Genomic DNA, 18,332 nt, shown 5'->3' with positions numbered 1-18,332 from the left:
CATGAACCATCGACTTGCTTTCGTTTCGATCACGATCGTTTCCTTGGGGCTTGCCGCGTGTGGGCTCGGAAGTTACCAGCCGCCCACGGGGAACGGGGGCGAAGGGGGAGAGGGCCCGAGCGTGGGGGGCGCCGGCGGCGAGGGAGGCGGCGGGGCGATCACCGCGAGCGGGAGCGGCAGCGGTGGAAATGGCGGTAATGGTGGAAACGGCGGGAGCGGCGGCATCCCTGGCACGGGCGGCCATGGGGGGTCGAGTGTGGATTGCAGCGGTCAGATTCCGCCCGTCTGCTGGTACGACTGCATGCCGCACATGCCGGCGAACCCCGAATGCATCGCCGCCGCGTGGGTCTGTCCCACCGGCTCGACCGATGCGAGCAACTGCCCGATGCAGTCCGGTTGCTGCACGACGCCGTCGGAATGCCCGGCGACGTTCACATGCGTCAACAAGGTGTGCAAGGAGCCGCTGATCCCCGGGGAATGCTGGTCCAACGCGAATTGCACGGAAGCAGAGGTTTGCGAGGGCGCCATGGTTTGCGCATGCGGACAGGACTGCTTCACGGAGGATACGCCGGGCAAGTGTGTGCCGTCTTGACAACAACGGCCCCGACGCTCACGTGCCCGCGCGGTCCCGGAGCCACGCGGCGACCTGATCTCATGGTATCATCCGGGGCATGAACCATCGACTTGGCTTCGTTTCGATCGCGTTCGTTTCCTTGATGTTCACGGCTTGTGCGCTCGGGAGTTACGAGCCGCCCTCGGGGAACGGGGGCGAAGGGGGTGACGGGGAAGGCGGCAGTGCGGGCCACGGCGCGAGCGGCGGCAACGCCGGCGGCGGCGGCACGGGGGGCGTCGGAGGCGGCAACAACGGGAGCGGTGGCACGGGCGGAGTATCCGTCCCGTGTGGCGCCGTTGGGCCAACGTGCAAGGTATCGTGCCAAGCCGGGGATACCGTGCCCCCCGTCTGCATGAGCGGGAAGTGGGAGTGTCCCGAGGGCACGGTCGATATTTCGACATGCCCGGGCTTGGACCAATGCTGTCAGACGACGTCGAATTGCCCGCTCGTCGCCACGTGCGTCATGAACCGCTGCAAGGAGAAGGTGCTGCTGCCGAAGTGCTGGTCCGACGCGGATTGCTTGGGGGGCACATGCGACGGCGCGAGCGTCTGCCCGTGCGGCCAGATGTGCTTCAACCCGGACACGCCGGGGACGTGCGTCCCCAAATGAACCGAAGGGCCGCGCGTCAAGCCCCCGCGCGGCCCTGGAGCCACGCGACGACCTGATCTTCGAGCCCGCCCGGCCCGGGAAAACCGAGGTCGACGCGGGCCGGAAAACCGACGTGCCCGCCGCGATCGATCCACCGCACCTCGAGCGGCGGGCGGGCGCCGGAGAGAATGGGCAGGAGCGTGTGGGCCGGGACCATGGGGTCGTGCGCGGCGGCCACGACGAGCGAGGGGACGGCGAGCGTCGCGAGGCGCGGCGCGACGCTCGACTCCCCATAATAATGGTCCGCGCCGCGAAAGCCGAAGCGCGGGGCCACGATGTGCTCGTCCCAGTCGCGGATCGTGGCAATGCGGCGCGCCTCGGCGAGCGGCAAAGGCACGGGGCGGCGGCCCGCGACCTCGGCGTAAATCTCCTTGATGGCCGAGAGGACGTGGCGTCGATACACGAGCCGCGCCGGTTCGTCGATGGCGCGCGCGCCGACGAAGAGATCGAGCGGGGGGCACACCGCGGCGACGGCGCGGACGCGGGGATCGAGCGATTCGGTGGCGGCCCGGAGGACGATGTGCCCGCCGAGCGAGTATCCGAGGAGGAGGATGCGCGAATAGCGGGAGAGCTCCGCGCTCGCGAGGATCGCGTGGAGGTCCTGGGTGAGGGCCGCGTGGTAAATGTCCTCGCCCGTGCGGTCGGAGCCACGCAGGTTCACGCGCAGGCTCGCGATTCCGGCGGCCTCGGCGGCAGCGGAGGCCGAGAGCACGTAATGGCTGCGGACGTCGCCCCCGAGGCCGTGGACGACGACGAGCAGCGTGTCGGACGCCGCGTGGTGCAATCGGCCCGAGAGGCGAACCTCGCCGTATTTCGTGTCCGGGACCGTCAGCCGAAACGGAACGGAAGCCGAAACGCGGCGCGGCGCGAGCGTGTGCCGCGCGACCGGCGCGATGGTGAACCAGTGCCCGAGGAACGAAAATACCCGATTCTTCCGGTCGACCATGCCGTTCACGAGATCGAGACCTCCTCGCCGGCGTGATGGCAGCGCTTCCTCCCGTCGGGACCGAAGACGTAGACGCCGTCGCCCGCGCCGACGCTGACGGCCCGGCGCGGCGAGAGGTCGAGCCGGAGCAGCGAGCGCTGGTTCAGGCCCACGCACGCGTGATGGCGGAATCTTCGCGCGAGGTAGGCGAGGTTGTCGGGGTCGTCCGTTTGAATGCGCTCCATGCAATGGGGGAAGATCTGGATGTCCTGCACGATGCCGAGGCCGCGGTCGTAGAGCTGGAAATCGCGCGGGGTCTCGGCGAAATCGTCGTAGACGATGACGCGCTCGCAAAGGACCATGGCGCCCGCGGAGACGGCGACGATCTGCGCGCCGCGGCGCAAGGCCTCGACGAAGACGTCACGCAGGCGAAAGAAGCGGAGCGCGCCGAGCAAGAGATCGAGGCGGCCGCCGAAGAGGAAGATGTTGCTCGCGGAGAGGATGCGCGCTTCGAGCCGCTCTTTCGCGGCACGGAACGCCGGGTGGTAGAGGGCGCCGGCGGCGTCGAAGGCGCGTCGCTCGATATCACCGAAGAGCTCGAAGAGGTGGTCGTCGTTCGATTCGAGCGTGTGGAAGGCGCGCCGGAGCTCGCGCGCGAGGGCGTGGCGGGCGAGCGCGCGGGGGCCCGTGGGGTGCGTCATATCGGCGAGCAGGCTCTGGAGATCGGTGTCGGGCGCCTCGGATTTCGCCTCGCGCAGGGTGCGGCGGAAGAGGTCGATCGTGTGCGCATTGTGCTCGAGGTAAAACCTGCGCGCGGTGGCCTCGGCGCGGCGCAGCTCGCGGAACGCCTCGGCGAGCTCGGGCGCCTCGGCGAGGACGCCGTCGAGCTCGGTCAGCAGGGAGAGGTTCTCGTGGGCGCGATCGAAGCCGTCCTCGAAGACGGAGGGGAAGCCAGCGGCGTTGAGGGCGCGCTTGACGTGCGCCTCGTCGTACTCGTGGTCGGCCCAGCCGGCCGTGACGAGCAGGGTGCGGCGCGCGGCGGCGATGGCCGGATCCTTGTGCCGCGACGTCGCGAGGAATGGGGCCGCGGCCCGGACGAGCCATTCGTCGGACTCGGCATTGCCGTTGAAGAGGATGGCGCCGCGCATGCGGGGCGGAGTGTACACGAAGGCGGCGGCGAGGCGAAGGAGGTCGCGACCGTGCGCGGGGCGGGATGGGCGGCGCCCGGCCGAGCGCCCGCGTGGTCGAGCGCGGCCGGGTCACGCTCCTTGCAGGCTCCCGCATCGACTGCGAAGGCCCGCTGAACGGCGTCCGGGTTGCCGGAAAGAAGGGAATGACCATGCGAACCCTGCTCACGTTGGTTCTCGTCGTCCTGCTCGTTCCTCCCCCATTTCAAGGTGCCGCCTGCCCGGATCCACCCGCGCGCGTGGAGGTTGTCGCGGGCGAGGTGCTGTCCGCGGTCCGCTCGAAATACCCGGCTTCGAGCGCCCGCTGTTACTGGCGCGACGCGACGCTCTTGTGGGGCGTGGAGAAGGTGTATGCAGCGAATCCGACGGCGCGGGCGGCGTGGCTCGAATATCTCCAGTCGAGCCTGGACACGGCCATCGGCGAGGATGGGTCGTTCGAGCCGGCCTCGCCCGACGTCGATTTCATCGCCTGCGGGCTCAACGTGCTCTTCCTGTACCAGGAGACCGGCGAAGTCCGGTATCTCGCGGCGGCGAAGAGCATCCACGACTCCATGCGGCGGACCTTTCAGAGGGCCGAGGACGGGAGCATTTCGCACATTTCTTCCGCGCTGGAGGGGTACCAGGGCTCGGTGGAGCTCTGGGTCGACTCGGATTTCCTGCTCCTCACGTTCCTCGCGCGGCTCGGGGCGGCCACGGGCGACGATGCCTTCATCAACGAGGCCGCGCGACAAACGGTCCTGCATATCCAGCACCTCGTGGATCCTCGGACGGGCTTGCACGTGCACGGCTGGGCGGAGCGGAGCGCCGAGGGAACGCTGCCCGGGTGGGCCGATCCGAGCACCGGGCGGAGCCCGGTCTTCTGGGGACGCGGCAATGGCTGGGTCCTGGCCGGCCTCTCCGAGGTGCTCCTTCACCTACCAGAGAGCCACCCTTCCCATTCCTTCATTCTTGAGAGCTACCGGCGAACGGCCGCGGCGCTGCTCGCCGAACGAAGGCCCTCCGGCCTCTGGATGACGGTCCTCGGGGCGGAGGACCTCGAAGGGAATGTCGAGGAGACGTCGGCTTCCTCGCTCATCGCTTATGGAATGGGCGTTGGCGCTCGTATGGGTTGGCTTCCCGAACCAGGGTATGCGTGCGTCGCGGCGGAGACGCTCTCCGCGCTCCTGCCGCGCTGGCAAAACCCCGATCTCACGCTCGTGAGCGCTGGCACCGTCGTGACCGCGGACCCTGCGAGGTACGTGGCGCGATTCGATCCAAATACGAAATACGGCGAGGGTGCGTTCCTCGCGTTGCTCTCGTTGTCCCTCGGCCCGCGCTGACGTAAGACCGTCTCGACCCACGCGCCGGGGCGCTCAAGGCCTGACCCATACCCCGTTCAGCATGACCCGGCGGACGTCGCGCATGGCGGAGAGGTCCTCGCCGGGGTTGCCGCCGACGAGGATCAAATCGGCGATTTTACCGGGTTCGAGGCTCCCCAGCCGGTCCTGGATACGAAAGAATCTCGCATTCTCCAGCGTGGCGGCCGAGAGGACCTCACCCCGCGAGAGGCCGGCCTCGTGGAGAAGTTCCAATTCGCGGACGTATGCGCCTCCGCGCTCGGCGTGGGGCACGTCGGAATGGGAGCCGACCACGATCCGGACGCCGGCGCCATGCGCGCGGCGGACGAAGCCGAGCATCTTGGTGAAGGCGCGGGCCTCGGCGTCATTGCTATCTCGATCGCCCGGGCGGCGCTCGAAAATGGCGAGCGTGGGCGTGAAGAACGTGCCCTCGGAGATTAGCAGGTCGAGGATCGCGCGGACGCGCGGGGAATCCAGATCGACGTTGCTCCAGAGCGCATAACGACCCGGGCCGCGGGCGGCGTTGTCCGCGAGGACGGCCTGCCGGAAAGCCTCGGCCTCGCGCAGCGGTGCGATCGCGGTGCCGAACGAGGTGACGTGCTCGACGCCGTCGAGCCCAGCGCGCACGGCGTCGCCCGCGTCCACGATTTCGAGGTGCGCCGTCGTGATGAGGCCCCGCTCGTGGGCGGCCTCGTTGACGGCCCGGATGGTGGCGAGGGGCAATCGATAATAAACCTTGATGGCCGACGCGCCCTGGTCTGCGAGGCGATGGACGGCGGCGCGCGCCTCGGCCGGATCGAGGACGATGAGCGCGTCCTTCGGGTGCGCGGGCGGCGGCGCGTCGAGGTGGGGTCCGGTCAAAAAGAGGCGCGGGATCGGTGCGGAGGAAGAGCGCACCGGGTCATACGCCTCGATCCATGCGCCCGGGTCGCGCAGGGACGTCACGCCGCGCTGGAGGAACAGGGACGGCAGGGGAATGTCGCCATCGAGGTGAAAATGGGCGTCGATGAGGCCGGGCAAAACGGATTGTCCCGTCGCATCGACGATCTCCGCGCCCGCGGGGATTTCCACGGCGACGCGCGGACCGACGGCGAGGATTCGTCCTTCGCGGACGACGACCACCGCGTCGGGCACGGGCGGCGCGCCGCGACCATCGAAGAGCGTCGCGCCCGTGATGGCCAGGGTTCGGCCAGGAGGGGCCTCGGCGAGGCGATTCACTTCCCGCGCGGGCGGGAGGAAATCCATCCGTCCACCGATATCGTGCTGTGCGATCGCCGGGGCTCCGACGCAACCGCCCGCGACGGCGGTGATGCACAACATCCTGACAATCCGGGGCATCGTGGACCTCCTGGGCAAACGCGCCACGATAGCGCGCCCGCCCAGGAAATCTAAGTCCGCGCGGCGGCCCCGCGAGCCCATCGTCCGCGCTTCACGCCGCGAGCGCGAGTACGGCTTCCTTGAAATGAAGAGCGAGCCGCTCGCCGGCAGGACCATCGGGTAGGCCCAGGGTCGAGACGAGCTCGGGGTCATTTCCAGCCCGCTCCTCGGCCGCCACGATTTCGAGCGTATTCCGACGCGCGGCTTCCACCCTTTCTCGCGCCGCGTCGTCGAGATGCGGACGAATCCATTCGTCGATGGCCCACGCGAGCGAGGCATGCCGGGCCTCGTCGAGCGCGATGCGGCGCATGGCGCGGCGGACGGCAGGATCCTTCGCGACGCGGGCTTGCCACATGCCGACGAGCGCGCCGAACGTCTCGCGCACGCAACCCTCGACGGCATTGTCGAGCGCGATGGCCTCGAGCGAGCGCGGGGCTTGCTTCGCGACGCTCGGGGCGCGGAATTGCCCGCCATGACGCGACGCGAGCCTGCGCATCACCCGCGCGTGCCGGACCTCGTCGCGACGCGCGATACCGGCACGCTCGATGAGCGCGCGCGGCGCGCCGTGATGGGCGAGCTCCGCGGCGAGAGCCTCGAACGCGTCGACGCTCGCGGCTTCGAGGTGCGCGACGCTCGCGAGATATACGCCCACGCGTGTCGAGCCGCGGGCTTTGCGGCGCGCGAGCCCCGCGGGGCGCCGGCCAATGCAGGTGCCGGACTCCCATTCGACGACCTCGGAGTCGATCTCCTGGACGTTCCCGTCGGCATTGATGCCGAGGAGGTAGAGCTCGCGCTCGATCGGATCGCAGACCTCGGTGTATCTCGTGCCGAGCACGTCGAAGCCGGAGCCCGAGGCCCGGACGCCGCCCTCGTCCGTGTTGTCGCAGGCGACGTGATACTCCGCGAGCTCGGCGGCGAGCACGGCCTCGCCGGCCGTGTCGATGGGTCGGATCAAGGCGAGGACGGCCTCCTTCGTATCGAGGACCTTGACCTCGTCGCCTTTGTTCGTGACCAGGATGTGGCGCGGGCAAGAATCGACGCACTGGCCGATACGAAAACCTTGGGACGACGTGGCGGCTGCGATCGCGGCCTCGCACATGGCGACGTTGCTCGCGGAGCCGCACTTGTCCCCGGAGGTCGCGACCACGCGCCGCTCGTCCGACGTTCCCTCGCCGATGTTGATGAGCTCCATGTAATCGAGCTCCTCGGCGGTCCGCAAATCGGAGAGGTAACGATCGGACCCGCACGTGACCGCGGTGAAGCCATCGGTATCGATCCCGCAAGCGACGGCGGCGGGGGCGATCGAGAGAGAAAGGACGTGACGCAGAATTCTGCCGACTCGATTGGACCTGGCCATGAGCACCTCGACCCCCGGCACGGCAAGGGCCGTTCCAGCCGGGGAAGCGCGGCTTTTCGCGACGGCCGCCGAAAACCCCCTGGCACTCCTGACGCTCCATGGCGCGCATCCCTGGCACAAAATGGCAACGGGAGCAAAATCGTGCTCACTGGACGGAAATTCTCCGCGGGCGTGGGGTGATATCGGTTAGATGGATCAATCCTGGCCGGATCTTTGACTCGTTCCTCGAACAGGGAGCACTCGCATGACATGGCACTATGATGCGGACGTGGTGATCGTGGGGGCTGGTGGCGCGGCGCTCGCCGCAGCGGTGGCAGCCGTGCACGAGGGCGTATCCGTGCTCTTGCTGGAGGCGGGTCCCGAGCCCGGGGGGACCACCTCGATATCGGGCGGCGCATTCTGGATCCCCAACAACTCGCTGATGCGGGCGCAGGGCCTCACGGATCCGCGTCCCGACGCGCTGAAGCTCATGGCCCGCCTCTCCTATCCGTCGCTCTACGACCCGGCAGCGCCGCGGCTCGGCCTGCCGAAACGCGAGTACGACCTCCTCGCCACGTTCTACGATCGCGGCTCCGACGTGATCGACGAGCTCACGCAGCTCGGCGCCCTGTTCCCCTACATCTACCCGGGATTCGGCTTCTCTCCGAGCCCGATCGCGGATCCGGACTACCACGCCGGCCTGCCCGAGAACGTCTCTCCTTATGGCCGCGTGCTCGGCAATGCGCCTCCGGGCCTGGCCGGATGGCCGGGTTTCCTTCTGACGCAGTCGATGATCGATTGGCTCGACGCGAGGCACGTGCCCATTCGCACGAAACACCGGGTCGTCGGCGCGATCCAGAAGAAGGACGGTGAGGTGGTCGGCGTGGAGATCGAGCACAACGGCGTTCGCAAGCGGGCGCGGGCGCGGCGCGCGGTCGTGTTCGCGACCGGCGGTTTTTCCCATACGCGCGAAAAAGTGCTCGGGTTGCAACGCGGGCCGCTCTTCGGCACCGGCAGCGTCCCCACGGGCAAGGGCGATTTCCTGGACATCGCGGCGAGCCTCGGCGCCGCGTTCGGGAATCTATCGAATGGATTTTACTTCCAGCTCGCGATCGAGGAAGCCGCGGCGCAGAATGGCCACGTGACGAACCTCGGCGCCATCGCATTCAGCGTCTACGGCGACAGCACGATCCTCGTCAACAAGTACGGGCGCCGCTGCGTCAACGAGAAGATGCCTTACCACATCCGGGCGCAGAGCCATTTCCTGGCGCTCGGGACCGATGAGCCGAACCTCCTCCAGTTCATGATCTGGGACGAGGCCGTGGCCCAGGAGCCGACGGCCTGGCCGTGGCGCGGCGTCGTGCCGACGCCGGGGACATTGCCCTCGTTCGTCATCAAGGCGAATACACGCGCGGAGCTCGCCGCAGCGATCGACGCGCGACTCGATGCGCTGCGCGGCCAGCGGTTCGCGGCGAGCGCCGTGGTGCCCACCGCGGCGCTCGATCCGAATTTCGTGACGAACCTCGAGGCCACGATCACGCGCTTCAATGGATTCGCCGCGACGGGCGTGGACCTCGATTTCCAGCGTGGCGCCACGTCCTTCGAAAATGCCTGGCAAGGGCCGTCGCGCAGCGTGACCACGAATCGCACGATGCACCCGATGTCGACGAGCGGGCCTTATTACGCGGTGATCCTCGGCGCCGGGACGCTCGATACGTGCGGCGGCCCGATCGTCGGGACGGACGGGCACGTGCTCCGCCCCGACGGCTCGGAGATCCCCGGCCTCTTCGGCGCCGGCAATTGCATTGCATCGCCGGCCGGCCGCGGATACTGGGGCGCGGGCGGGACGATCGGACCCGCCCTCGTCTTCGGCTTCCTCGCCGGCAAGAATGCGGCGCACGAGCCTGTGCACCCGCTCTGAACGGCCGGATTCATGGGGGACCTCCGTGTTGTTCGTATCACGCGCGCTCGGAGGACGCCTCGGGTTGTATCCCTCTCGCATCTCTGTTAAATCCGGGCCCATGGTAGGGGACATACACCGCCACCTCGGCGGGATGTTCGACGGGTGCCCGGATCCACTGCTGCTCGTCGAGGGCGACGTCGTGGTGGCGCGAAATGAAGCGGCCCGCGCAGAGCTCGGCGAGGCCTCATCGCTGCTCGCGCTCTTCGATCCGGTGGATCGGAGCGTTGTATCATCGGCCTGCGCGGCCGTGGCGGATGGGCAATCGACGAAATCGATGTTTTTGGCGCGCCCCGCGGCAGGCATGACGAAACGCTGGACCGCGTGGTCGGTCGGGAACGGCGGAGTATGCGTTCGGAGGGACGGCCCCGCGGAGCCCCGCGCGGACGTTCCAGCGCAACTGGCGCCGCTCCTCACGAAAGACGAGCCCGTCCCGCTCCGGAGCGTGCTCCTCGGCAAGATCTTCGATCGATTCGAGGGGATCCTCTGGTCGATCGCCAAGGATGGGACGATCCTGGTCTCGGAAGGCAGGGGGCTCGCCCACTTCGGCGTCAAGCCGGGCGCGCTCGTCGGCATGAATGCGTTCAAGCTCTATCCCGCCGGATCGGTCGCACGCGAGGAGACCGAGCGCGCCCTCGCAGGGGAGGAGCTCTACGGGGACAGCATCGAAGGCATGTCCGACTGGATACGCCGTCTCACGCCCGTACGAGACGCGGCCGGCGACGTCACCGCAATCGTTGGATTCTCGCTCCGCGCCAACGAGAACTCGGAAGAGACCCTCCAGGCCAAGGCCTTGATCCGGGCGCTCTCGGAGCTTCCCCTCGCGATCTGGGCCATGGACGCGGACGGGACGTGCAAGATGTCCCTGGGAAACGGCCTCAAGGACCTCGGCCTCGCGCCCGGCGAGCTCGTCGGAAAAAACCTCTATGAGGTTTATGGCGGCCGCGAGGACTTCCGCGCAGACATGGAGCGGGCATTCGCTGGGGAGCAGGTCGCCTCCGAGATATCGCATGTCACGACGCACTGGCGCAACACGATCATCCCCGTGCGCGACACGTTCGGCGACCGCGTGGTGCGTATCTACTCCGTGGCCGAGAACGTGACGGAACGCGTGGACAACCAGCGGCGGCTCGAAGAGCAGGTCGCGCTGATCCAATCGCAAAAGCAAGCCATCATCGGTTTGTCGAGCCCGATCATCGAGGTCTGGCAGGGCGTGCTCGTCGTGCCGCTCATCGGCTCGATCGACCAGGCCCGCGCGAGCATCCTGCTCGAACGGCTGCTCACGGAGGTCGTCTGCCGGCAATCGAGCGCGGTGATTCTGGACCTGACGGGCGTGGACACGGTCGACGCGGAGGCGGCGCAGCACCTCTCGAACGTGATGCGCAGCGTGGAGCTCGTCGGCGCGACCGGGCTGCTCTCGGGGATCCGGCCGAGCGTGGCGAAGACGATGGTGGACCTCGGCGTCGACATGCAATCGCGCCGCACCTACCCGACGCTGGCCGAGGCCCTGCGGAAGCTGATCGGCGCACGCAAGCGCTGACGGTTTCTCAACGGACCTCGCCGTGCAATTCGAGCACGGCCCGTTCGTGCAACTTCTTCATGAAGGCATTTCGATCCGGCGCGAGGACGAGCTCCCGGAGGTCGGCCTTTCCGATGAGCAAAACGAGATAATCATCCCGGCGCTCGCCGTGCAGATCGCTGCGCAAGGGCGCGGAAAAACCGCCCGGCGCAATGAAAAGACCGAGGCGGGATCGATTGAATTTGCGCGAGAGCTTCCACAAGAAGCTCCGTATCTCCGTGGCGCCCGCGGGCCGCGTCCAGTTCTTGCATTCGGCGAGGATGTACGAGGTGCGTTCGTTCACCCAGAAGGGATCGGTGGACTCGTTGCGAATGACGAGGTCGATCTCCTCCTCCTCGTTGCGGCGCCGGGCCGAGGCGTGGCGAAAGCCGGGGATCGTCTTGAAGACGAGGACCATGAGGTCTTCGAGCAGCTTGCCCTTGCGGTTCGGATCCGTCTCGCTCTCGGCCGCGGCCCAGGTGTCGCGAATCGCCGCCTCGGCCTCGTCCGAGGAGAGCTCGCCGTAATGGTGTGCCCGCACGGCCTCGAGCGCATTGCGTAGTTTCGCCAGCAAGAGGACCCGGAAGATCGGGCCTTTTTCGAGGTAATCGTAAGCGCCGTCCTGAAACGCACGCGTGACCGCCGCCTCCGTGGCATACCCCGTGACGAGGATGGTCTTCGCGAGCGGCGCGCGTCGGGAAACCTCGGAGACGAGGTCGAGCCCGGTGTCCGGGCCCGTCTTGCCGTCGAGCTTCTGATCGACGAGCACGACGTCCCAGCCGCCCTGGTCGAGCCGCACGAGCGCCGTTTCGATCTCGTTCGCAGTCTCGACGAGATACCCCTCGGCGCCGAGCCGCGCGCGATAGAGCTGCAAGAAGCTCGGGTCGTCGTCGATGATCAAAATGCGGCCCATCGGTCTCACGCGGCGCTCCTTCCGGCATCCACGGGCAGGCGGAGGACGAATCGAGCGCCGCCGAGCGGGCTCTCTTCACAATGCGCCTCGCCGCCGAGCTCCGCGCGCGCGACCTCGCGCACGAGCGCGAGCCCCTGCCCCGTCCCACCCGGGCGCAGGGAAAACCCGGGCGCAAAGATCGCTTTTCGATACTCGGGTGGGACGCCCGGGCCGTCGTCGTCGACGGTGACGACGATGGCGCCGTCGGGGTCGAGCGCGGCGGCCACACGAATCTCGGCCGGACGGTCGTCGCGGGCGCGCGCCGCATTGCGGAGCAAATCGACGATGGCCAGGACGAACCGATCCCGGCGGCCACGAACGGGCGGGAGGAAGCGAGGCCGGTCGAAGAACGCGACGCGGCCGAGCTCCTCGGCGAGGGCGGCGAGCGCGTCCTCGATGGCCGCCGCGACGTCGAAAGGCTCGGGCGGAGGGCCGGCGCGCTCGACGACCTGCGCCATTTCGGTCATGAATCGGAAGATGCGATCCACGCCGCCCGTGATGGTGGCGCCGTGCCGATCGACGAGCGCGCCGCGGCCGTCGCGCTGGAGCGAGGCGAAGAGGTCGTCGATGGCCTCGCGCACGGGGACGAGGGCATTGCGGATCTCGTGCGCGACCATGCGCGCGTGCCGCGTCATGGCGAATGCGGCGCTCTCGCGCTGGATCAATGTCGTGGCAGCGCGAATGCGACCGAGGACGGCGGCCGTCTCGTCCTGAATGAGCGCGCCGGCGAGGAGGACCATCGGCGTATCGCCCGAGGCGACCTCGGCGAGCAGCTCGGCGCCATTCTCGGTGAGCTCGTAGGTGGTGAGCGCCTCCTCGGCCTCGTCCTCGAACGAAAGGAGGCCGAGCGCAGCGAGACGATCGAGCGATTGCGGATGCGCGGCCACTTCGCTGCCATACCAGAAGACACGGAGCCTGCGGGCCGCGACGAGGCGCGCCGCGGCCGCGCGCGACAATCGCCAAGGATCCGAGGGCCCGCGCGATTGCGCGACCTCGACGGCGAGCAGCCAGCGGACGGCATCCCGCTCGGGCAGGCCGAGGACGAGCCGGCCAATGGGCGTGAGGAGCGTCTCGCCCTCGGCGCGCCGCAATGCGCGCACTTCGAGCGCATACCGCTCGGGCCAAAGGGTCGGGGTGCGCTCGGGGCGCTGGATGGAGAAAAGGACTTCGCTGGAGAGGCGATCGAGCTCGCGATCGCGGATGCGCGAGCCAGCCGAATCGGACAAACCGAGCCGGCGGCGGAGGGCGACGTCGACGAGCGCATGCTGCTCCGCGGCGCTCGCGCCGAACGCGAGGCCTCCTTCCAGCAATCGCTGCATTTCCTGGACGAACGCCCCGAGCTTGTCGGACCAGACGTCGTGCAAGCGCTCGATTTTCTCCTCGGGCTCACCGCGCGCCTCGAGGACCTCGAGCGCGTCGAGCAGCGTCTTCCGATGCGCGCCGAGGCCCGAGAGCGCCCACGAGGAGCCCTCCGGGCGATCGAGAGTGCGGCGCACGTCGTCGAGGAAAGACACGCCGGAAGGTGATGCCGGGCGCCCGGGTTTGTCAAGTCCGATGCGGGGTTTGTCCGCGGCCCGCGTTTGTCCGCGGCGTTTGTCCCCGGCGCGAGGCGTTATCGCGAGAGGAGCACCACGCCGCCGAGCACCGCCGCGCATACCGTCTCGGCGCGGAGCGTGAGCGGGCCGAACGAGACACGCGAGAGGCCGGCCGAGGTGCACGCCTCGATCTCGGCCGGCGACAAACCCCCCTCGGGGCCCACGACGAACGCGAGCTCGACCTCCGGGCCGAGGCGCCGGATCGCCGGGCCGAGCGGCGCGTCGGCCACGGGATCCAGGCAGAAGCCATGAACGCCCTCGCCCGAGGCGAAGAGCTGCACGGCCTCGACGAGCTCCATCGGCGATGAGATCGCCGGAGCGTCGCCGCGACCACATTGCCGCGCGGCCTCGACCGCGATGCGGCGCCACCGCGCCGCGCGGCCGTCCGCGGGGCGGCCCACGGATCGCTCGGCGACGATCGGGACCACGCGGCTCGCGCCGAGCTCGGTCGCGTCACGGACGATGGCGTCGAACTTGTCGCTCTTGCACGTGGCCTGGAGGAGCGTCACGCGGCGCGCAGGCAGGAACGTGGCCGCGCGGGGCTCCTCGACGACGACGGAGACGCTCGCGCGATCGATCGCGGTGATCTCGGCGTCGGCCTCGATCGCGCGGTCGGGATCGAAGAGCACCACGCGATCGCCGAGGCGCTTGCGATGCACGCGCGCGACGTACCGGGAGGCGTCTTCGTCGAGGATCGAAGAGCCCGCCTCGACGCGGGCGACGGGGACACGCAGCGGGCCCCTCATGACGCAGCGAACGCGATCGCGACCCAGTCGTCGCCCGTGCCGTCGCCGCGGCGTCGCGTCTCGAGGTGGCGCAGCGAACGCGCGAGCGAGGTGTACCGCGCGACGATCTCGTCGTGCTCGGCCGCGAGGATCCCCGAGAGGATCAAGAGCCCCGAAGGCGCGACCGCGCGCGCAAGATCCTCCGCGATCGGACGCAGCACGCGCGTCTCGATGTTCGCGAGCACGACGGGGAACGTCTCGGTCACGTGCTCGATCGTCTGCTCGCGGACGACGACGCGATCGACGAGGCCATTGCGCTCGGCGTTCTCGCGCACGACGTCGATGACCTCGGGGTCGTTGTCGATCGCGAGCGCGCTCGCGGCGCCGTAGATCAGCGCGACGAGCGCGAGGATCCCGCTGCCCGTGCCGACGTCGAGCACACGCGCGCCCGGAAGCGAGCTCTTACGATCGTGAAGAATCTCGGCGACGAGGGCGGTCGTCGCATGCAGGCCCGTGCCGAAGGCGCGACCCGGCTCGAGCTCGAGCACGTGCTCGTCCGCGCGCTTCTTCTCGTAAGCGACCCACGGCGGCACCACGACGATGTCGGACGTGAACTGGAACGGCTCGAAGTGCTGCTTCCAGGCGTCGCGCCAGGCGTCGCCCACGATCTCCTCGATGCGCGGCGCGAGCGAGGGGTCCTCCTCGACGAGCGCCGCGATCGCCTGGTCGGCTTCTTCGCGCGTGGAGAAGCTCGCGACGAGGGTCACCTGTCCGGAGCCCGCGCCTTTCGCGAGCGTCTGCTCGTCGCGCTCCTCGACGCCCATGGCGCCGAGATCGAAGAGGTGTGCGCCGAGCTCTTCGGCTCGATCGCGGGGGACGTCGACGGCGACGAACGGATAAACGGGCTCGGTCATTTCAGGTCGAGGTTCTGGCGCGGATCGGGCCTTCGGGCCACCCGAGATCGGCTACTCCGTCACGCGAATCGTCACGGTCGAGGTCCGCTGGTTGAGAAGGAAGTACGTCGCAGCCACGCCGCCGCCCACGACCGCGAGGCCGACGGGCACCCAGAACCACGGGCTCGACAAGACACCGCTCTTCTGCGCCGCAGGCACGGCGATCCGCAGCGGCGTCGCGGCATCACCTCGCGAGGTGAGCGGCAAGCCGCCCTTGTCGATCGCCTGCAGGTAGTACTCGACGAGCGGGGGTTTGACCGCGTCGCTCGGGATCTGCGCGCGGAACTCTCCGAGCGTGTAGCTCGCGGGCACGAGGACGAACTTGCCCTCGGCGCCCGCGCGATACGCGAGCTGCATCGCGCGCACGCGGCCGTCCGGATCCTCGACGCGGCCCGTGAGCTTGATCAAGGTCCCCGGCGGCACCTGCGCGGGCGAGGTGTGCATGATGCGGATCGGCTTTTCGGCCACGGGCGAGTCGATCTTCTCGCGGCCCGGCTTGCCCTCGGCCTCCCACTTCTCGCGCGTCGCCTTGAAGAAGTCCTTGAAGCGCGGCGATTCGGTCGGCGGCAAGGTGTACGTCTCGTCGAGCACGAGCAGCCCGCGCACGGCGGCGTCCGCCTCGTCCACGCGCTTGAGCACGATGTAGTTGTAGGCGAGCAGGCGGTAGATCTCGATCTTCTCCTGCTTGCTCGTGCCGGGGCGGAGGAGCGCGGCGGAGAGCGTCTGGATCGACTCTTCGTATTCGGCGTCGTCGAAGAGCGCGCTGCCGCGCTGGATGAGCGAGGTGACGCTGGCCTTGTCGCCCTTGGCAGCGGCTTGCGCAAACGCGAGGGAGGGCGTCGCGACGACGAACGCAGAATGGCAAGCAGCCGTGAGGGCGAGCGTCGCGGCGAGGCGAAGCCAGACGGAGCGCATGGGCCTGAGGGTAGCCGGAAACGCGCGCCGTTGGCGAGCGCCGTGCGATCGCTCGTTCAGCGCGGGTAGTAGGTCCTTCGCGCCGGCACGCTCACGAGGACGCTCATCCGATCCTCGGGCGGAGGCGGATGTTCGCCCGCGCGTAGCACCATCGCGGTGAGGCGGCCGCCGTACACGCAGCCCGTGTCGATGCCCGTCGCGTCACGGTGGATCTGCGGGCGCTCGAGGGCGTTGTGCCCGAAGACGAGGTGCGGCGGCCCGACGTAGCGCTCGCCCCACAGGATCGAGCCGCGCCGCTCCTCGGGCACGCCGCTCACGTTGAGCGAACGCACGTACATGAGCGTACGCGGACTCTGGCGCTCGATCGGCAGCGCGGGATCGACGCCGGCGTGCACGACGCGCAGGCCGTGCTCCGGCAAGTCGATCCAGAGCGGCAGCGACGCGAGGAACTCCCAGTGCTTGCGGCGCAGGGCCCGCACGACATCGCGCTGCAGGCTCCCGAGCTGCGGCGCGATGCTCGGAGGCATCTGCCGGTAGCGCAGGAGCCGATCCTCGTGGTTGCCACGCACGGCGCGCGCCTGGAGCTTGCGGAGCACGTCGATCGTGCCCGCCGGATCGGGCCCGCGCACGACGAGATCACCCACGGAGACCAGCTGATCGCCCGCGCCGAAACCGACGTGGCTGAGCAGATCTTCGAGCTCGTACCTGCATCCGTGCAGGTCGCCAACCACGACCGTTCGACCCATCGCTCCCGCTCAGCCGATCTTCGCGCGCTTGGGGATCACGACGATGCCGCCCTCGCTCACGTACCAGCGCTTCCTGTCTTCCTCGAGGTTGTAGCCGATCTCGGCCCCCGACGGGACCTCGACGTCCTTGTCGATGATCGCGCGGCGGATCTTGGCATGCCTGCCGATCACGACATTCTCGAAGAGCACGCTCTCCTCGACGTGGCTGAAGGAGTTCACACGGCAGCGGTTCGAAAGGACGCTCCGATGGATGCGGCCGCCGGAGATGATGCAGCCGAGCGAGACGAGGCTCTCGGTCGCGATGCCGACGCGCGCGTTCCACTCGTCGCGGAAGACGAACTTCGCCGGCGGATCGTGGCTCATCGCGGTGCGGATCGGCCAGCGCTGGTTGTAGAGGTTGAAGGCGGGCTGCACGCTGATGAGATCCATCTGCGCGGCCCAGTAGGCGTCGATCGTGCCGATGTCGCGCCAGTAGGCGTTCGAGCCCTCGTCCTCGCCGGGCACGCGGTTCGTCTGGAAATCGTAGACGAACGCGCGCCTGCCGTTCTTGACCATGTACGGGATGATGTCGCGGCCGAAGTCGTGCGCGCTCTGCTCGTTCTTCGCGTCCTGCTCGAGCGCGTCGAGCAGATGGCCCGTGTTGAAGATGTAGTTGCCCATCGAGGCGAGGGCGAGATCGGGGTGGCCGGGCATCGGCGGCGGGTCGGGGACCTTCTCGTGGAAGGCGATGATCCGGCCGCTCGCGTCGGCCTCGATCACGCCGAACTGCGTGGCCTCCTTGCGCGGGACGGGGATGGCCGCGACCGTGACCTCGGCAGAGCGCTCGAGGTGCTCGTCGAGCATCTGGCGCATGTCCATCTTGTAGACGTGGTCGCCGCCGAAGATGCAGACGTGCGTGGGCGACTCGTCCGTGATGACGTGCTGGGTCTGGTAGACGGCGTCGGCCGAGCCCTTGAACCAGCTCTTGCCGGTGCGCTGCTGCGCCGGGATCGTCTCGATGAAGTTGTCGAGCATCGGCGACAGGCGCCACGCACGCGCGATGTGCTCGTCGAGCGACGCGCTCTTGTACTGCGTGAGGATCTTGATCTTGTGCAGCCCCGAGTTGACGAAGTTCGAGAGGACGATGTCGATGATCCGGTAGCGCCCGCCGAACGGAACCGCCGGCTTGGCGCGATCCGACGTGAGAGGACCGAGCCTCCGGCCCTCTCCACCCGCCAGGATCATGACGAGGACGCGTGAAGTCTCGAACGGGGCGCGCAGCTTCGTCTCGCGCATGGTTCGTGGAGACTACCCTACCTTCGTGGCCCAGGCGACGCTCGACGTCGCCAGCAGGTTTGGACGGGCCTGTCGGCCTGCTCGAGCGCCTCATTATGAGGGACCGAGGCGCCTCGGCTCCCCTCCTTCGGCGAATCTCTTTACGCGCCGTGCGCCATCGTGTTAGCCCTTTCCAGCCCAATCCCCCTGCCCAGGGCGGCAGCCTGTGCCCGAGGGCGTACCCTCGAGC

The 18,332-nt window shown here is 68.7% G+C and carries 16 protein-coding genes; 5 read left to right on the top strand and 11 right to left on the bottom strand.

Annotation, left to right across the window (positions count from 1 at the left end; all coding sequences use genetic code 11):
* The first annotated feature begins 1 nt into the window (after position 1).
* Positions 2–592, top strand: a complete 591-nt coding sequence (locus QHF83_RS22210; protein WP_282419897.1) for a hypothetical protein — start codon at positions 2–4, stop codon at positions 590–592.
* Between the two features lie 79 nt (positions 593–671).
* A complete protein-coding gene (locus tag QHF83_RS22205) occupies positions 672–1,223 on the top strand; it encodes a hypothetical protein (RefSeq protein WP_282419896.1) in 552 nt (183 codons plus the stop codon).
* A 16-nt stretch (positions 1,224–1,239) separates the two neighbouring features.
* Here the strand turns inward: QHF83_RS22205 and QHF83_RS22200 are convergent, their stop codons facing one another.
* Both QHF83_RS22200 and QHF83_RS22195 read right to left on the bottom strand, forming a co-directional pair.
* The gene (locus QHF83_RS22200) at positions 1,240–2,208 is read right to left on the bottom strand and encodes an alpha/beta fold hydrolase (protein WP_282419959.1); all 969 of its coding nucleotides are present in this window, start codon (positions 2,206–2,208) and stop codon (positions 1,240–1,242) included.
* A gap of 5 nt (positions 2,209–2,213) precedes the next feature.
* Positions 2,214–3,335: a Type 1 glutamine amidotransferase-like domain-containing protein gene (locus QHF83_RS22195; RefSeq protein WP_282419895.1), complete on the bottom strand. Its 1,122-nt coding sequence runs from the start codon at positions 3,333–3,335 to the stop codon at positions 2,214–2,216.
* 191 nt (positions 3,336–3,526) lie between these two features.
* On the opposite strand from QHF83_RS22195, the gene QHF83_RS22190 reads away from it, so the two are divergent.
* Positions 3,527–4,693, top strand: a complete 1,167-nt coding sequence (locus QHF83_RS22190; protein WP_282419894.1) for a glycoside hydrolase family 88 protein — start codon at positions 3,527–3,529, stop codon at positions 4,691–4,693.
* Positions 4,694–4,726: 33 nt separating this feature from the next.
* On the opposite strand, the gene QHF83_RS22185 is transcribed toward QHF83_RS22190, so the two are convergent.
* Together QHF83_RS22185 and QHF83_RS22180 are read right to left on the bottom strand one after the other, a co-directional pair.
* On the bottom strand, positions 4,727–5,956 hold the full coding sequence (locus QHF83_RS22185; RefSeq protein ID WP_282419893.1) for an amidohydrolase family protein: 1,230 nt from the start codon (positions 5,954–5,956) through the stop codon (positions 4,727–4,729).
* A 184-nt stretch (positions 5,957–6,140) separates the two neighbouring features.
* On the bottom strand, positions 6,141–7,445 hold the full coding sequence (locus QHF83_RS22180; protein ID WP_282419892.1) for a ferritin-like domain-containing protein: 1,305 nt from the start codon (positions 7,443–7,445) through the stop codon (positions 6,141–6,143).
* 244 nt (positions 7,446–7,689) lie between these two features.
* On the opposite strand from QHF83_RS22180, the gene QHF83_RS22175 reads away from it, so the two are divergent.
* Positions 7,690–9,345, top strand: coding sequence for an FAD-dependent oxidoreductase (locus tag QHF83_RS22175; RefSeq protein ID WP_282419891.1), 1,656 nt, complete (start codon positions 7,690–7,692; stop codon positions 9,343–9,345).
* Between the two features lie 100 nt (positions 9,346–9,445).
* Entirely contained in the window at positions 9,446–10,924 is a 1,479-nt protein-coding gene (locus tag QHF83_RS22170) for an STAS domain-containing protein (RefSeq protein ID WP_282419890.1), read from the top strand.
* 7 nt (positions 10,925–10,931) lie between these two features.
* Here QHF83_RS22170 and QHF83_RS22165 read toward each other — a convergent pair whose 3' ends face one another.
* The 7 genes from QHF83_RS22165 to glgC all read right to left on the bottom strand — a co-directional run bounded on the left by QHF83_RS22165 (position 10,932) and on the right by glgC (position 18,103).
* Positions 10,932–11,855 carry a response regulator gene (locus QHF83_RS22165; protein WP_282419958.1) on the bottom strand — a complete coding sequence of 308 codons (924 nt, stop codon included), beginning with the start codon at positions 11,853–11,855 and terminating at the stop codon, positions 10,932–10,934.
* Between the two features lie 5 nt (positions 11,856–11,860).
* Positions 11,861–13,408 (bottom strand): sensor histidine kinase, encoded by a 1,548-nt coding sequence (locus tag QHF83_RS22160; RefSeq protein ID WP_282419889.1) that lies wholly within the window; start codon positions 13,406–13,408, stop codon positions 11,861–11,863.
* A 98-nt stretch (positions 13,409–13,506) separates the two neighbouring features.
* Positions 13,507–14,235 carry a 16S rRNA (uracil(1498)-N(3))-methyltransferase gene (locus QHF83_RS22155; RefSeq protein WP_282419888.1) on the bottom strand — a complete coding sequence of 243 codons (729 nt, stop codon included), beginning with the start codon at positions 14,233–14,235 and terminating at the stop codon, positions 13,507–13,509.
* Positions 14,232–15,128, bottom strand: coding sequence for a 50S ribosomal protein L11 methyltransferase (locus QHF83_RS22150; protein WP_282419887.1), 897 nt, complete (start codon positions 15,126–15,128; stop codon positions 14,232–14,234). The genes QHF83_RS22155 and QHF83_RS22150 overlap by 4 nt, the downstream gene beginning before the upstream one ends.
* A gap of 51 nt (positions 15,129–15,179) precedes the next feature.
* The gene (locus QHF83_RS22145) at positions 15,180–16,082 is read right to left on the bottom strand and encodes a hypothetical protein (protein WP_282419886.1); all 903 of its coding nucleotides are present in this window, start codon (positions 16,080–16,082) and stop codon (positions 15,180–15,182) included.
* Between the two features lie 56 nt (positions 16,083–16,138).
* On the bottom strand, positions 16,139–16,828 hold the full coding sequence (locus QHF83_RS22140) for a metallophosphoesterase (protein ID WP_282419885.1): 690 nt from the start codon (positions 16,826–16,828) through the stop codon (positions 16,139–16,141).
* 9 nt (positions 16,829–16,837) lie between these two features.
* Complete coding sequence (glgC, locus tag QHF83_RS22135) at positions 16,838–18,103, bottom strand: glucose-1-phosphate adenylyltransferase (protein ID WP_272419704.1); 1,266 nt, start codon at positions 18,101–18,103, stop codon at positions 16,838–16,840.
* Positions 18,104–18,332 lie beyond the last annotated feature (229 nt).

This window comes from Polyangium sp. 15x6 (assembly GCF_029960785.1).
Classification (GTDB): Bacteria; Myxococcota_A; Polyangia; order Polyangiales; family Polyangiaceae; genus Polyangium.
The sequence above is the reverse complement of the archived record's forward strand: the minus strand, read 5'-3'. Positions and strand labels throughout refer to the sequence as shown.

Bases quoted from the DNA above. Each gene is read 5' to 3' on its own strand.
- QHF83_RS22210 (WP_282419897.1), top strand. From the start codon at position 2: ATGAACCATCGACTTGCTTTCGTTTCGATCACGATCGTTTCCTTGGGG.
- QHF83_RS22205 (WP_282419896.1), top strand. From the start codon at position 672: ATGAACCATCGACTTGGCTTCGTTTCGATCGCGTTCGTTTCCTTGATG.
- QHF83_RS22200 (WP_282419959.1), bottom strand. From the start codon at position 2,208: ATGGTCGACCGGAAGAATCGGGTATTTTCGTTCCTCGGGCACTGGTTC.
- QHF83_RS22195 (WP_282419895.1), bottom strand. From the start codon at position 3,335: ATGCGCGGCGCCATCCTCTTCAACGGCAATGCCGAGTCCGACGAATGG.
- QHF83_RS22190 (WP_282419894.1), top strand. From the start codon at position 3,527: ATGCGAACCCTGCTCACGTTGGTTCTCGTCGTCCTGCTCGTTCCTCCC.
- QHF83_RS22185 (WP_282419893.1), bottom strand. From the start codon at position 5,956: ATGGATTTCCTCCCGCCCGCGCGGGAAGTGAATCGCCTCGCCGAGGCC.
- QHF83_RS22180 (WP_282419892.1), bottom strand. From the start codon at position 7,445: ATGGCCAGGTCCAATCGAGTCGGCAGAATTCTGCGTCACGTCCTTTCT.
- QHF83_RS22175 (WP_282419891.1), top strand. From the start codon at position 7,690: ATGACATGGCACTATGATGCGGACGTGGTGATCGTGGGGGCTGGTGGC.
- QHF83_RS22170 (WP_282419890.1), top strand. From the start codon at position 9,446: ATGGTAGGGGACATACACCGCCACCTCGGCGGGATGTTCGACGGGTGC.
- QHF83_RS22165 (WP_282419958.1), bottom strand. From the start codon at position 11,855: ATGGGCCGCATTTTGATCATCGACGACGACCCGAGCTTCTTGCAGCTC.
- QHF83_RS22155 (WP_282419888.1), bottom strand. From the start codon at position 14,235: ATGAGGGGCCCGCTGCGTGTCCCCGTCGCCCGCGTCGAGGCGGGCTCT.
- QHF83_RS22150 (WP_282419887.1), bottom strand. From the start codon at position 15,128: ATGACCGAGCCCGTTTATCCGTTCGTCGCCGTCGACGTCCCCCGCGAT.
- QHF83_RS22145 (WP_282419886.1), bottom strand. From the start codon at position 16,082: ATGCGCTCCGTCTGGCTTCGCCTCGCCGCGACGCTCGCCCTCACGGCT.
- QHF83_RS22140 (WP_282419885.1), bottom strand. From the start codon at position 16,828: ATGGGTCGAACGGTCGTGGTTGGCGACCTGCACGGATGCAGGTACGAG.
- glgC (WP_272419704.1), bottom strand. From the start codon at position 18,103: ATGCGCGAGACGAAGCTGCGCGCCCCGTTCGAGACTTCACGCGTCCTC.